Origin of the sequence: Nonomuraea sp. NPDC050404, from assembly GCF_040655495.1 — a bacterium.
Taxonomy (GTDB): domain Bacteria; phylum Actinomycetota; class Actinomycetes; order Streptosporangiales; family Streptosporangiaceae; genus Nonomuraea.
In genome coordinates this window covers 72,177-86,429 of sequence record NZ_JBFAKB010000007.1, presented here as the reverse complement: position 1 = coordinate 86,429, position 14,253 = coordinate 72,177, and the positions used below count along the sequence as shown (strand labels likewise).

General features: G+C 70.1%; 12 protein-coding genes and 3 pseudogenes. 2 read left to right on the top strand and 13 right to left on the bottom strand.

Features of this window, described 5'->3' with window-relative positions:
• The first annotated feature begins 16 nt into the window (after positions 1-16).
• Positions 17-526 carry an NADPH-dependent FMN reductase gene (gene ssuE, locus AB0I81_RS20505; RefSeq protein WP_360658779.1) on the top strand — a complete coding sequence of 170 codons (510 nt, stop codon included), beginning with the start codon at positions 17-19 and terminating at the stop codon, positions 524-526.
• Between the two features lie 8 nt (positions 527-534).
• On the opposite strand, the gene AB0I81_RS20500 is transcribed toward ssuE, so the two are convergent.
• The 13 genes and pseudogenes from AB0I81_RS20500 to AB0I81_RS20440 form a co-directional block, all read right to left on the bottom strand.
• Positions 535-1,299 carry an ABC transporter permease gene (locus AB0I81_RS20500; RefSeq protein WP_360658777.1) on the bottom strand — a complete coding sequence of 255 codons (765 nt, stop codon included), beginning with the start codon at positions 1,297-1,299 and terminating at the stop codon, positions 535-537.
• A gap of 146 nt (positions 1,300-1,445) precedes the next feature.
• Entirely contained in the window at positions 1,446-2,444 is a 999-nt protein-coding gene (locus AB0I81_RS20495; protein ID WP_360658775.1) for an aliphatic sulfonate ABC transporter substrate-binding protein, read from the bottom strand.
• Positions 2,441-3,229 carry an ABC transporter ATP-binding protein gene (locus AB0I81_RS20490; protein WP_360658773.1) on the bottom strand — a complete coding sequence of 263 codons (789 nt, stop codon included), beginning with the start codon at positions 3,227-3,229 and terminating at the stop codon, positions 2,441-2,443. The genes AB0I81_RS20495 and AB0I81_RS20490 overlap by 4 nt, the downstream gene beginning before the upstream one ends.
• Positions 3,230-3,457: 228 nt before the next feature.
• Positions 3,458-4,189: pseudogene (locus AB0I81_RS20485) on the bottom strand (FAD-dependent oxidoreductase); the annotation flags it as partial.
• A 25-nt stretch (positions 4,190-4,214) separates the two neighbouring features.
• Positions 4,215-4,679: pseudogene (locus AB0I81_RS20480) on the bottom strand (FAD-dependent oxidoreductase); the annotation flags it as partial.
• A gap of 99 nt (positions 4,680-4,778) precedes the next feature.
• Positions 4,779-5,620, bottom strand: a pseudogene (gene htpX / locus AB0I81_RS20475) (zinc metalloprotease HtpX).
• Between the two features lie 143 nt (positions 5,621-5,763).
• Positions 5,764-5,946, bottom strand: coding sequence for a DUF1931 family protein (locus tag AB0I81_RS20470; protein ID WP_360658771.1), 183 nt, complete (start codon positions 5,944-5,946; stop codon positions 5,764-5,766).
• Between the two features lie 63 nt (positions 5,947-6,009).
• Complete coding sequence (locus AB0I81_RS20465; protein WP_360658769.1) at positions 6,010-7,674, bottom strand: FAD-dependent oxidoreductase; 1,665 nt, start codon at positions 7,672-7,674, stop codon at positions 6,010-6,012.
• Positions 7,671-8,099 (bottom strand): thioredoxin, encoded by a 429-nt coding sequence (trxA, locus tag AB0I81_RS20460; protein ID WP_360658767.1) that lies wholly within the window; start codon positions 8,097-8,099, stop codon positions 7,671-7,673. Before trxA ends, AB0I81_RS20465 begins: the two co-directional genes overlap by 4 nt.
• Before the next feature lies 1 nt (position 8,100).
• Positions 8,101-10,719 carry an ATP-dependent chaperone ClpB gene (gene clpB, locus AB0I81_RS20455; protein WP_360658765.1) on the bottom strand — a complete coding sequence of 873 codons (2,619 nt, stop codon included), beginning with the start codon at positions 10,717-10,719 and terminating at the stop codon, positions 8,101-8,103.
• A 9-nt stretch (positions 10,720-10,728) separates the two neighbouring features.
• Complete coding sequence (locus AB0I81_RS20450; RefSeq protein ID WP_103959560.1) at positions 10,729-11,022, bottom strand: chaperone modulator CbpM; 294 nt, start codon at positions 11,020-11,022, stop codon at positions 10,729-10,731.
• Entirely contained in the window at positions 11,019-11,978 is a 960-nt protein-coding gene (locus tag AB0I81_RS20445; RefSeq protein ID WP_360658763.1) for a DnaJ C-terminal domain-containing protein, read from the bottom strand. Before AB0I81_RS20445 ends, AB0I81_RS20450 begins: the two co-directional genes overlap by 4 nt.
• Entirely contained in the window at positions 11,978-12,403 is a 426-nt protein-coding gene (locus AB0I81_RS20440) for a nucleotide exchange factor GrpE (RefSeq protein ID WP_360658761.1), read from the bottom strand. Before AB0I81_RS20440 ends, AB0I81_RS20445 begins: the two co-directional genes overlap by 1 nt.
• A gap of 671 nt (positions 12,404-13,074) precedes the next feature.
• On the opposite strand from AB0I81_RS20440, the gene AB0I81_RS20435 reads away from it, so the two are divergent.
• Complete coding sequence (locus AB0I81_RS20435) at positions 13,075-13,962, top strand: hypothetical protein (protein ID WP_360658759.1); 888 nt, start codon at positions 13,075-13,077, stop codon at positions 13,960-13,962.
• The last annotated feature ends 291 nt before the right edge of the window (positions 13,963-14,253 follow it).

Below are 14,253 nucleotides of genomic sequence, written 5' to 3'. Positions count from 1 at the left end.
AAAGGCACTCCTCGTCATGACCCGCGTGCTCCTGATATCGGGCAGCCCTTCCGCGAGCTCCCGCACCGGACGACTCCTCGACCACGTGGCCGAGCTCCTGGACGGTGCGGTATCCCTGCTCCGCCTGCGCGACCTGCCCGCTGAGCCGCTCCTGTTCGGGTACGGCGACCATCCCGACCTCGTGGCCGCGGAGCGCTCCGTGGCCGAGACCGATGTGATCATCCTGGCCACGCCCATCTACAAGGCCGCCTACACGGGCCTGGTTAAGGCATTCCTCGACGGGCTGCCGCAGAATGCCTTCGCGGGCAAGACCGTGGTGCCGATCGCCACCGGAGGCACGCAGGCGCACCTGCTGGCGGTGGACTACGCGTTGCGGCCGGTGCTCAGCGTGCTGGGGGCGCGGCACGTGACCAGGGGGCTGTTCGTGCTGGACACGCAGATCACGCCGTTGGCCGAGGAACTACGCCCTCGGCTCCGCGCGCTGGCCGACGAGGTGAACGCGGTTCCGCTGCGCGCGGTCGCCTGACGCCGGCGTCAGCCGGAGTCGTGGGAGAAGGGCCAGGACAGGCTTCTCGCCACCAGGCCGAGCAGCGCGTCCGCGGCCTTGCCGAGCAGGGCGAGCAGCAGGATCGACAGCAGCAGGATGTCCGTCCTGCCGGTGTTCTGACTGTCGATCAGCAAGAAGCCGAGCCCCATGGACGAGGCGATCAGTTCGGCCGCGACCAGGAACAGCCAGCCCTGGGCGAGGCCGAGCCGCAGCCCGGCAAGGACGGCGGGCGCGGCGTACGGGAGCTGGATGCGGGTGAGCAGGGACACACCGCGCAGCCCGTACGCGCGGCCGGCCTCGACCAGATGTGGATCCACGTGGGCCAGTGCCGCGGCGACCGTGGTGTAGACGGGGAAGAACGCGCCGATCGCCACCAGGACGATCTTCGGGGCTTCGGCGATGCCCAGCCAGAGCACCAGCAACGGCACCCATGCCAGTGACGGCACCGCCCGCAGGGCGGCGACGCTGGGTGCGAGCAGCGCCCTGACCGGCGCGTACAAGCCGACCGCCGCACCGAGCAGCAGGCCCGCGGACGCGCCGGCGGCGAAGCCCAGCAGGACACGCTGCCCGCTGATCGCGACGTGCTGCCACAACTCGCCCCGCCGGGTCAGCTCCGCCACCGCCGCCAGGACGGCCAAGGGTGCGGGTAGCTGAGCGGAGGTGAACACGCCGGCCGCCGTGGCTGCCTGCCAGACGGCCAGCACGATCAGCGGCACCACCAGCCCCGCGGCGACCCGTCTCGACCGTGACAACCAGTGGCCTCCGGCACGTGGCCGCCCGCCGTCGGCCGGTGAGGAGGGATCGCGCCCGCCGGCGGACGATGCAGAGAGATCACGCCCGCCGGCGCGCGTGCTGCTCGCGTCCGGTGGCGAGGCAGCGGGGTCGCCGGCACGCGGGGTCACGACGACCCCTGCGCCGTCTCCGCGAAGCGGGGCTCGAACAGCGAGTCCAGCGCGCTGCGGGCCTCCGTCTCCGAGCGCACTTGGCTCTCACGGACGAGGGTCGGCAGGATGCGCTCCAGCACCGCACGCTGCTCAGCGCCCGGCACCGGGCTGATCTCCGTCTGCGTCCGCTCCTTCAGCACCACCGTGGCGACCTCGGGGGCGAGTTTGGCCTCGGCCGCCAGCAACTGGACGGCTTCGTCGGGGCGCGCGGCGATCCACGCGCGCGCCCGCTCGTAGGCGTCGATCACCTTCTGTGCGAGGCCCGGATGTTTGGAGAGGAAGTCCTCGCGGGCGTTGAGGAAGCCATAGGAATTGAAGGCCGCGTTGCGGTAGAAGAGCTTGGAGCCGGCGTCCACCTGGCTCTGCGCCATCAACGGGTCGAGCCCCGCCCAGGCGTCTACGTCACCGCGTTCGAGCGCCGTCCTGCCATCGGCGTGCTGCAAGTTGACGACCTCGACATCCGTGCCGCCGAGTCCCGCCTCCTCCAGCGCTTGGAGCAGGAAGAAGTACGGGTCCGTACCCTTGGTCGCGGCGACCTTCTTGCCCTTGAGCTGCTCGACCTCTATGACGGGCGAGTCCTTGGCGACGACGAGCGCCGTCCACTCGGGCCGGCTGTAGATCCCGATGGTCTTGATCGGCGTGCCGTTGGCGCGGGCCTGCAGCGCGGCGGCGCCGGCGGTGGAGCCGACGTCGATGGCCTCGGCGCGGAGGTTCTCGTTGGCCTTGTTGCTGCCTGCCGACAGCACCCAGGTGACCTTGGTGCCCTTGAGCTCGGCCTCCAGCCAGCGTTGCTTGCGGATGACCAGGCTGAGCGGGTTGTAGTAGGCGTAGTCGAGCCGCAACTGTCCCGACGCGGACGGGGCGGCGTCACTCTCCCCCCGCACGCAACCGGTGGCCAGGGTGGCGAGCAGGGCGGCGGTGACCAGAAAGCGACGGTAGATCAGGTTTCTCACGGGGCTGCCTCTTGTGCGGGGACGGGCCGGGGTACACCGAGTCGCTCCAGCAGATCGGCGCGGAGCGCGGCGAGTTCGCGGTGTGCGCGGTCACGCGGCCGGGGATGAGACACGCCGAGCACTGTCACAACGGTCGCGCCCGCACGCGGCGGCCTGCTGCCGAGCAGGATCACCCGGTCGGCCAGGTGGAGGGCCTCATCCACGTCGTGGGTGACGAGCAGGACCGTGGTCCCGGCGCCGCGCTGCACGTCGGCCAGCAGATCCTGCATCCGCAACCGGGTGAGCGCGTCCAGCGCGGCGAACGGCTCGTCGAGCAGCAGCACGCCGGGCTGCCGGGCCAGCGCCCTGGCGAGCGCCGCGCGCTGGGCCATGCCGCCGGACACCTGGCGCGGCCGGTGTCCGTGGAAGCCGTGGAGGCCGACGACGTCGAGCCAGTGCCGGACGATGCGCTGCCCATCCGCCCTGCCAGTTCCCTTCGGCAGGCCCAGGGCCACGTTTCCGATGAGGTCGCGCCAGGGCAGCAACCGCGGCTCCTGGAAGACCACGGCGCAGCGCTCATCTACGCCCCGGACGGCGCGGCCATCCACCAGCACCTCGCCGGCGGCCGGCGCTTCGAGCCCGGCCACCAGCCGCAGCAGGGTCGATTTCCCGCATCCCGACGGACCCAGGATGGCCACGATCTCACCGGGCGGGATGTCCAGCTCGATGTCTCGCAGCACGACGTGACCGTTGCTGAAGGTGTGGCCGACACCGCGCAACCCCACTCCGGCCGCACGCGCCGCCATACTCTCGCCCTTCTAAAGTACATTTTCCCTACAGGATATACATGATTTTGACACGCCGGGGTCTGGTTTGTGAAGAGCACCGCGACCGGCCGGCCGGACGGAGGCAACAACAGCGGCAGAGGGTGACGGGGCGGCCAGGACCGTGGCCCTGGCGAGCCCGCCCGGCCCGGCCTCGGCTGTGGCGCGACAGTCTCCACGTTGGTGACCTGGCCGCCCTGACGGCGGCGCTCACTGGCTGACGCTGGTGGCGGCGTGGCGCGGCCCGGCGTACCGCCAGAAGAAGTTGACCAGCACGGCGATCCGGTTGCGCCCGCCAAGCAGGTACGCCACATGGATGAAGATCCACGTGAGCCACGCCGGCCACCCACGCATGGTCAATCCGTTGGACAGCTGCAACACGGCCTCGGCCCGGCCCACGGTCGCCATGATCCCCGGATCCCGGTACGAGAACGGCCGCAGTGGCAGTCCCTGAGCCGCCGCCAGGATCTGCCTGCCCACGTGCTTTCCCATCTGGATCGCCGGCTGAGCGAGCTGGGGCAGCGGCTTGGGCGGCCCGGCCAGGTCGCCGGCCACGAAAATCTCGGGATGCTTCGGCACGTTCAAAGCCTCGGTAACCCTGATCCTGCCGCCCTTGGTCTGCGGCAGCCCCCATTCCGCCACGTAGGCGGGCGCGGTCACGCCGAGCGCCCACACGGTCACGTCACTCGGCACGTCCGTCCCGTCGACGATCCCCACCGCATCCGGTTCCACCGACGCCACCGTGGCGCCCAGCCGCAGCCGCACCCCTCGCTTGCGCAGCGCGGCCGCCGCAGCATTTCGCAGCCGCGGCTTGTACGGCGCCAGCACGAAGTCGAAGCGCTCCACCAGCGTCACGCTGGTCTGATCGGGACGAATCTCGGGATGCGTCAGCGGCAGCGTGCGCCGCCGCAGCTCGGCCAGCGTCCCGGCGATCTCGACCCCGGTCGAGCCCCCCGCCCACGACCACGATGTGGGCGCTGTCGCGCCGGCCCGCCACCGCGTCCTCCAGACAGTGCTGGAGTCGCCGCCGCAACGCTGCCGCGTCGTTGAGCGAGTAAAGCGGGTGTGCGTTCTCCGGCGCGCCCGGCACGTTGTACCAGTTGGTGGTCACACCGGTGGCCAGCACGAGAAAGTCGTAGTCCAGCGTGCTTCCGTCATCCAACTCCACGCGTCGCTTCTCGGGCAGCACCCTGCTGAGCGCACCCCGACGAGCGCGCACGTTCGGCCACTTGGCGGCGTAGGTCCTGATGGGGTATGACACGTCGGACACGCTCATCCCGGCCGTAGCCACCTGGTAGAGCAGGGGCTGGAAGGTCGAGTACGGGTTGTGGTCGATCAGCGTGACCAGCGCGCCCGCCTTGGCCAGCGTTCGCGTTGCGGCCAGCCCGGCGAAACCCGCCCCCACGACCACAACGCGAGTTCTTCGTCTCATGACCATCTCCGCCCCCTCGACGTATGAGTCCAGCGCACGCTCGCTGTCGCCGGCCTTGCCCTCACCCTGAGGGATTTACCCGCCGGCCCCGAGCCCTGATCAGCGGCGGTAACCGGCCATGGCCTCCAGCCGTGCGATCCGGTCGGCGATCGGTGGGTGGGTGGAGAAGAGTCTCCCGATGCCCCCGCCACGGAACGGGTTGGCGATCATGAGGTGCGAGGTCGAGGAGAGCCGGCCGGTCTCTGGCAGCGGCAGTTGCCGGGTGCCCGCATCGATCTTCCGTAGCGCACTGGCCAGCCCGATCGGGTCACGGGTCAGCCGGGCGCCGGACTCGTCGGCCTGATACTCCCGCGCTCGGGAGATGGCCATCTGGATCATCGCGGCCGCCACCGGCCCAAGGATCATCATCAGGAGAGCCCCGAGGAGGCCTGGACCCTCATCATCGTCTCCCCCGCCGAAGAACCCGGCCATGTAGGCCAGGTAGGTGATCATCGTGGCCAGCGCCCCTGCCACAGAGGAGATCAGAATGTCGCGGTTGTAGACGTGCGACAGTTCGTGCCCCAGGACCGCGCGCAGCTCGCGTTCGTTCAGATCCCATAGGTCACGCAGACTGCGGCATGAGGCGGATTGCGCCCGGTGGCGAACGCGTTCGGCTGCAGGACCGGCGAAGCGTACAGCCGGGGCATGGGCTGGTGCGCCTGCTCCGACAGTTCGCGGACCATCTGGTGCAGCGCGGGCCAGTCACCGGGGCCGACGGGTTGGGCATGCATCGCCGACAGCGCGATCTTGTCGGAGAAGAAGTAGGCTACGCCGTTGCTGACGAGCGCGACCAGGACGGCGATCTGGATTCCGGTGCTGCCACCGAACCACCACCCCACCAGGATGATCAGAGCAGACAGGGCGCCGAGCAGCACCGCGGTACGCAGACTGTTGTGACGCATGGCATCCTCCTTTCTCGAACACACCTACTACCCATCACGCTCGAGCCCGTCCTCCCTGCGGGGTTGGCCAGGCCTGTCTGCGCCCGAGCAGCCGCCATCCGATCGCGTGGCGAGCAGAGGCACCAGCAACGCGCCGAATCTCCTCATAGCAGCAACTCGAAGACACGGATTGTGCGTGTCCACTCCTTGCTCGCCGGGTTCTTGCGGTCAGGCTCCATGGCTCTGATCGCCCTGGCGAGCGCCACGGAGAGCCCACCCGCCACGGCCGTAGCCGGGCCTCGGCTTCTTCGCTGAGCGACAGATCCAGCGGTCGGACTTGTCCACATCTAGTCCCGCAGCAGCGCGGAAGAAGTGCTCGAACCTGGACACCGCGATCACTGGCATCTGGATCACCGTCCTTGCTGTCGATGCCCTGTCATGGTGAATCTTTCGTGCAGCAGGCGTACGGCCATCGCACCCTCCCCCACAGCGGACGCGACCCGTTTGACCGACCCGCTGCGAACGTCCCCTACGGCGAACACGCCCGGCCGCCCGGCCTCCAGGGGAAGGGCCTCCCAGTGCGACGAGCCGTTTCCCGTGATGACGAAGCCCCGGTCGTCCAGCGCGACGACGCCCGCCAGCCAGCCGGTGTGCGGATCCGCGCCGATGAACACGAACATCGCGTTGGTCTCGATCTCGATGAACTGTCCCGTCTGGTTGTTCTGGGCACGCACGGCCCGCAGGGAGCCGTCGCCGAGGAGTTCGCGTACCTCGGTGTGGAACATGATCTCGATGCCGGGCGTCCGGCCGATCGCGTCGATGAGGTAGCGGGACATGCTCTCGCTGAGACCGCCGCCGCGGACGAGCATGCGCACCGACGAGGCATTCCTGGCCAGATAAAGTGCCGCCTGGCCGGCGGAGTTGCCGCCGCCGACGATGACCACCGGCGTCTGCCGGCACATGCGCAGCTCGAACGGCGTCGCCGCGTAGTAGACGCCGCAGCCTTCGTACTTCTCCAGGTAGGGAACGTCGAGTTTGCGGTAGTGGGCGCCGGTGGCGATGAGCACAGCGTGGCCCTGCACGGCGGGCCCGTCCTCGACGAGCACGCTGTAGCGGCCGTTGTCGGACTCCAGTCTGCTCGCCTCGGCCGGTACGGTCAGCCGGGCGCCGAACTTGGCCGCCTGGATGACGGCGCGTTCGGCGAGCTCGGCGCCCGAGATGCCCGACGGGAAACCGAGGTAGTTGTCGATGCGGGAGGAGGTGCTCGCCTGGCCGCCCGCGGCGACCGCGTCGAGCACGACCGTGGTCAAGCCCTCCGAGGCCCCGTAAACGCTCGCGGCCAGGCCGGCGGGACCCGCGCCCACGACGATCAGGTCGCACGCGCCGTTGCCGGGCCGCGGCGCGGGCAAGCCGATGGCCTTGGCCAGTGTGGCGGCGGTCGGGTTGCGCAGCACCTGGTTTCCGTGCCAGATCACGACCGGCGTCTCCTGCGGGGAGATGCCGAGTTGGTGCAGCAGCGCCTCCGCCTGTTCGTCCTCCTCCAGGTCGATCCACCGGTGCGGGAGCCTGTTGCGTGCGGCGAACTCGCGCAGCCGGCGGACGTCGGGCGAGTAGCGGGAGCCGATGATACGGAAGCCGGCGTCCATGCCGATCAGCAGGGTGCGGCGGGTCAGGTAGGCCCGCAGGATGAGGTCCCCGAGCGCAGGGTCACCGGCCACCAGCGTGCGCACCTGGTCCGCCCCGACGGCCAGGATCTCGCCGGGCTCCCACACGAGCGCGGTCAGAAACCCGGCCTGGCCGGTGAGCAGGCCCAGTTCGCCGAGGAAACGTCCGGGGCCGTGGACGGCGATCGTGCGTTCCTCTCCGCTGCGATACCCCTCGACCATGGCCACCGTGCCGCAAAGGATCACGATGAACTCGCCGACCGGCTCGCCTTCCCGGTAGAGGGCCTCGCCGGGCGACACGGGCCTGCGCTCGCCGCACTGCGACAGGTCCGCGATGCGCCGCTCGTCCAGCCGGGGATAGGCCCCGTACAGATCCGGTGTCTCGGGCAGGGCGGCCGGCGACCGGGTCATGACGGCGTCCTCAGCGTGTCCTCGACCCATTCGCGTAGCTGGGGCACTGGGGCCGCGCCGACGCGTTGAGCCACGACGCGGCCCTCGTTGAGCATCATGAGCGCCGGGACGCCCGTGATCGTGAAGCGCTGCGAGAGGGCCGGGGACCGGTCCACGTCGACCTTGACGAGCTTCACGCGTCCCGCCATCTCTCGAGCGACTTGTTCGAGCGCGGGCGTGACCATCCGGCACGGCCCGCACCATTCCGCCCAGAAGTCGACGAGTACCGGCAGGTCGGCCCGTTCGGCGACCTCCGCGAAGGTGTCGTCGCCGGCCTCAGCGATCCACGGCAGCGGCTGGTGGCAGTTGCCGCAGCGGGGCGTGCCCGAGGCGGCGTCCGGAACCCTGTTCGGCCTCCCGCAGTTGGCGCAGCGCACGGTGTGCATGTCAGTTTCCCGGGGTGTAGAAGGTGACGTTCAGCTCGCCCTTGTCGGCGCCGACCACGATGGTCGACCCGTCGGAGACGTCTCCGGCGAGCAGCGCCCGGCCGATCCTGGTCTCGACCTCGCGGGCGATGAACCGGCGCAGCGGCCGGGCACCGTAGACGGGGTCGTACCCCTGATTGGCGATGAGCTTGCGGGCCTCCTCGGTGACCTGCAGGGTGAGCCGCCGGTCGGCCAGCCGCTGCCTGATGTCGGTGAACATCAGGTCGACGATCCGCTCGATCTCCGCCTCGGTCAGCGGCTTGAACAGCACGATGTCGTCGATCCTGTTGAGGAACTCGGGCCGGAAGAGCCGGCGCAGTTCCCCCATCACGCTCTCACGTGCCTGGGGCTTGATCTCCCCGTCGGAGGTGACCCCGTCCAGCAGGTGCTGGGAGCCGATGTTCGAGGTCATGATGATCACGGTGTTGCGGAAGTCGACCGTGCGGCCCTGCGCGTCGGTCAGCCGGCCGTCGTCCAGGACCTGCAGCAGCGCGTTGAAGACGTCCGCGTGGGCCTTCTCGATCTCGTCGAAGAGCACCACCGAGTACGGCTTGCGCCGCACCGCCTCCGTGAGCTGCCCGCCCTCCTCGTAGCCGACATAGCCGGGAGGGGCGCCGACGAGACGGCTGACCGTGTGGCGTTCCTGGTACTCGCTCATGTCGATGCGGACCATGTTGTCCTCGGTGTCGAACAGGGCCTCCGCGAGGGACCTGGCCAGCTCGGTCTTGCCGACGCCAGTCGGCCCGAGGAACAGGAACGACCCGATGGGACGCTTGGGGTCCTTGATGCCCGAGCGGGCACGGATGATGGCGTCGGCCACGAGCCGCACGGCCTCCTCCTGGCCGACGACGCGCTCGTGCAGGATCTGGTCGAGCTTGAGCAGCTTGTCCCGCTCGCCCTCCTGCAGCCGGGTCACCGGGATGCCGGTCCAGCGGGAGACGATGTCCGCGATCTCCTTTTCAGTCACCACCTCGCGCAGCAGCCGGTGGCCGTTCTGCCGGGTGCCCAGCCGCTCCTCCTCGGCGCGCAGCCGACGCTCCAGCTCGGGCAGCCTGCCGTGGCGCAGCTCGGCGGCGCGGTTGAGGTCGTAGTCGCGTTCGGCCTGCTCGGCCTCCCGCCGCACGGCCTCGATCTCCTGCCGCAGGCTCTGGACCTTACGCAGGGCCGAGCGCTCGGCCTCCCACTGTGCCCGCATCGCCTCGGCCTCGGCCCGCGTGGCGGCCAGTTCCTCGCGCAGTTCGGCGAGACGCTCCCCGCTGGCCGGGTCGTCCTCCTTGGCCAGCGCGGCCTCCTCGATCTCCAGTCGCATCACCCGCCTGGTCAGGGCGTCGAGCTCGGCCGGCATGGAGTCGATCTCCGTGCGGATCATCGCGCACGCCTCGTCCACCAGGTCGATCGCCTTGTCCGGCAGGAACCGGTCGGAGATATAGCGGTGGCTCAGCGTCACGGCGGCGACGAGCGCGCTGTCCTGGATCTTCACGCCGTGGAAGACCTCCAGGCGTTCCCGCAGGCCGCGCAGGATCGAGATGGTGTCCTCGATCGAGGGCTCGTCGATCAGCACCGGCTGGAACCTGCGCTCCAGGGCGGCGTCCTTCTCGATGTGCTTGCGGTATTCGTCCACCGTGGTCGCGCCGATCATGTGCAACTCGCCGCGCGCCAGCATCGGCTTGAGCATGTTGCCGGCGTCCATGGCGCCCTCGGTTGCCCCGGCTCCGACCACCGTGTGGAGCTCGTCCACGAACAGCAGGATCCGGCCCTCGGCCGCCTTCACCTCGTTCAGTACGGCCTTGAGGCGTTCCTCGAACTCTCCGCGGTACTTGGCGCCGGCCACGAGGGAGCCCATGTCCAGGCTGAAGACGGTCTTGTCGCGCAGTCCCTCGGGGACATCGCCGCGGACGATGCGCTGGGCAAGCCCTTCGACGACGGCCGTCTTACCGACTCCGGGATCGCCGATCAGGACCGGGTTGTTCTTGGTCTTACGGGACAGGATCTGGATCACCCGCCGGATCTCCTCGTCGCGGCCGATCACCGGGTCGAGCTTGTCCGCCCGGGCGTCGGCGACCAAGTCACGCCCGTACTTCTCCAGCGCCTCGTAGGCCACCTCGGGCATGGCCGAGGTGACGCGCTGATTGCCCCGCACGGCGGTGAGCGCCTCCAGGAACCGGTCCCTGCTCAGGCCCTGGCCGTGCATGAGACGTCCGGACGCCGTCGTGGATCCCTCCTCGATGAGAGCCAGCAGCAGGTGCTCGACGGAGACGTACTCGTCCTTGAGCCGGCGTGCCTCCCGGTCGGCGGCGTCGAGCAGCCGCGACAGGCGCTGGGTGAGGAACACCTGGCCGGGCGCGGCGCCCGGGCCGCTGACCTTGGGCCGTCGCGACAGCTCGTCCTCCAGGTCAGCGTGCAGTCGGCGCGGATCGGCGTCGGCCTGCTCCAGGAGCCTGGGCGCCAGCCCCTCGGGCTGGTCGAGCAGGGCCAGCAGGAGGTGCTCGCCGTCGACCTCGGTGTGGCCGAAGCGCAAGGCTTTGGTCTGGGCGTCGTGCATGGCTTCCTGCGACTTCTGCGTCATCCTGTTCGGGTCCACTCCAGCCCCCTAGCGTGGTCGTGGGAGGTCACGCAGGGCGGCCTCCAGCTCCCCGATCCGGTCGAGGAGGTCGATCACCACGCCGATCGCGGCGTAGTTGATGGACAGTCCTTCGTGCAACCGCTGGATGCGGGCCGCCGCCGCCACCTGGGCGGGCGTGAAGCACAGCTCCCCCCTGGCGTTCCTGACCGGCTCCAGCAGGCCGAGCGCCACCAGCCGGCGCACGGCCTGCGGGTGCAGGCCCGTGGCCCGCGCGTAGGCGTCCAGGTCGAGCCGGACCGGGCGGACGAGCGCGTAGCTCATGAGCGCCTCCTGGGGTCGAAGTGCGAGACGGCGGCGAGCTGCTCGAACAGGCGCCGCTCTTCGTCCGTGAGCCTGGGCGGCACCATGATCCGGGACTCGGCGTAGAAGTCGCCCGCGGCGCCGCGCGGATGGGGCATGCCGCGTCCTTTCAGGCGCAGGCGGCGGCCCGTGGAGGTGCCCGGCGGCACCTTCACCTTCGCCTCGCCGCCCGGCGTGTCGACGGCGACCGTGGCGCCGAGCGCCGCCTCCCAGGGAGCCAGCGGCAGCGGGGCGTGGATGTCGCGGCCCTCCAGGCGGTAGCGGGAATGGTCGGCGATCCGCACGATCAGGTGGAGGTCGCCCGGCTGGGCTCCCTCACTGCCGTGCCCGCCCTGGCCGGCGAGCCTGATCCGCTGCCCGTTCGTGACACCGGGCGGGATGGTGACCTCCAGCCGCTTGCCTCCGGGCAGCGTGATGCTGCGCCGCCCGCCGTGATACGCCTCCTCCAGAGTCAGCGTCAGCTCCGCCTCCTGGTCGGCGCCGGGCACCGGCCCCCACTGCCGTCTGCCCCGGCCACCGAACATGCCGCCGAGCAGGTCTTCCAGGTCGATGCCCTCGTCCGCGCCGAAGCCCTCGGCGCCGGTCGAGCGCCACCGGCCACCCCCAGCGCCGGCCCGCGCGCCCGCACCCGCACCCGCGCCCGCTCGGCTGCGTGCGCGCGCCCAGTCCGCGGGATCGACGTCGGGCGGCACCTGGCGGAAATCGTGTCCGAACGCGTCGTAGCGGCGACGAGTCTCGGGGTCGGAGAGCACGCTGTAGGCCTCCGAGATCTCCTTGAACCTGTCCTCGGCGCCGGGATCCTTGTTGACGTCGGGGTGGTAGGCGCGCACAAGCTTGCGGTAGGCCCGCTGGATCTCGTCGGCGTCGGCGTTCCGGTCGACGCCGAGCACCTCGTAGAAGTCCCGGCGTTCGGCCATCACTCCCCCTTCTTCGCGACGGCCACGACCGCCGGCCTGAGCTGCCGCTCGCCGTCGCCGTAGCCGGGCCTGAGCACCTCCACCACAGTGCCCGGATCGGCGTCTGCCCGTTCGACTGTGGTCGCCGCCTCGTGGCGGGCGGGGTCGAAGGGCACACCGGTCTCGTCGTGACGGGGGTAGCCGAGCTTGTTGAGCAGGGTGACCGCCTGATCCCGTACCGCTCGTACCCCTTCAAGGACGGCGTCCGCGCCCCCGTCGCCGCGGACCGCGTGGCTCAGGGCGAGCTCCAGGTTGTCCAGGATGGGCAGCCACTCGGCCGTCACCTTGGACCGCTCTTCGGCCCTGATCCGCTCGGCGTCGCGTGCGATGCGCTTGCGCAGGTTGTCCAGGTCCGCGACCGCGCGCAGCCACCGGTCCTCCAGCATCGGTCCGCGCAATCCGCCTCTGCCTGGGCGTGTGCCGCTGCTGCGGACGTTTGTCCCGGGTGCCAACGCCCGTCTCTTCTACGGGGCGCGTCCCAATCGACGAAATTGTCGATCAGCAGGCGGATTGGCAGCCCAGCCTCGGTCGGGTAGCGGAACTGGTGGTCGAGGTTGAGGCTGTAGTGGTTGCGCCTGCCGACGCGCTGACGCGTCAGATACCCGGCGTCGTACAGGTCCGCGAGGATCTTTTGAACGCCCCGCTGGAGATCGCCGGCGCGATGTCGGCCGTCCGCGCCTATGACCATGTGGAACAGGCGCGGACGTTATCGAACGCATGGGCGGGATCCACCTCACCGAGCCCGCCTGAGCTCCGGCCAGCGCACCCCCGGGGGCCCGGCCACCCCTTTGTGCCGACCGCAAGGCGTGCAGCAGGGTTTGCGCAAACTTGACCTCGCGATCTCGTCGCATCGGTGTTCTTCCAGGTCAGGCCGTTTTCGGTCGTGATCCGGACACCGGCCGGCCTCAACCGCTCTCCGGTTCGCGGAGACCTCCGAGTGCACTGTCTGCGCAGGTCAGATGCGGTTTCACGACTCCTCTTCATCTTTGAGGTGATCTTTATCCGGGCCGATGTCTGCCCGAAAGTCGTCCGGTTTCTGTACGGGGTCTCTGGCGGCATGAGCAGCATCCGATCCGCTCACCTGCTCTCGGGGGCTGCCATGTACGACACCCGCTCGGCCGACGCCACCACTTCGACCGCCGCCGCGATTGTTGCAGAGACCTGCCTGGACATGACGGCCACGTCGTCCTACGGCTCGGGCGGCGCCTCGACGGCGTCCGGGCAGGGACGCCCACTGGCTGTGGCTGAGCACGCGTTCCAGCTGCTCATGCGGGGACCGCAGCCGCTGGCGGTCGACGGGGCTGCCCTCGGACTCGGGCTGCCGGCCCGCCCGCTGCCGCTCGATGAGCTGGGCGCTCTCCTCCTACACCCGTCCTGTCCTCGCGCTACCCGGGACGAAGTCTGGCGGCACCTCATCGAGCAGGCGCTCACCCACCGGGGAGCGTGGATGGTGGCCGCCGTCGCACTGGCGGCCCCCATGCTGCGAAGCCTGCTCAAGACCCTCACCCAGACGCTTCCCGTCGAGCGTGAGGAATTGGAGGCCGAGATGCTGGCCTGCTTCATGGAGGCGCTGGGCCGAGTGGAGCTGGCCTGGTCACATCCGGTACTGCGGCTGTCGCGGCTGACCCAGTTCGCCGTCCTGCGCGCCCATGCCATCGACCGGCCTGATCTGCTGCCTGAGCCGGAGATGAGCGACGGGCACCAGGCTTTGCGCTACCCGGCCGGGCATGCCGACATGCTGCTGGAGCGCGCGGTCGAGCTGGGTCTCATCACCGCGCAGGCGGCCGAGCTGATCTCGATGACGCGGCTGGACAGCGTCTCGCTGAGCACCTACTGCCGGGCTCGCGGCCTGCTGTACTGCACCGAGCTCAAGCGCCGCCAGCGCGCCGAGACTCGCCTCCGGCAAGCCCTCCTCAGCGGCGAGCTGTCCGGCAATACCGAGTGAATCAACTCGTCGAGCTTGTGCCACCCGATGGGGCCGACCGTCATGAACGGGCAAATTCCGACACCCCTGGTGTCCGATCTCGGCCCTTCACCCCGGTCTTTTAGCTGGTGAAAGGAGCGGCGCGGACGGCACCGGACTCGGACCAGGCCACACCCGGCCACCGGTTCCTGTCACCACCGGACGCCACCCGCATCACCGCTCGAAGGAGGACGCCCACCCGGCCCTGTCCGGGTCCGGGCCTCCGCGTCGCCCCTTTCACCACCTAGCCACGCTTCTTCGACGCTTCGCCCT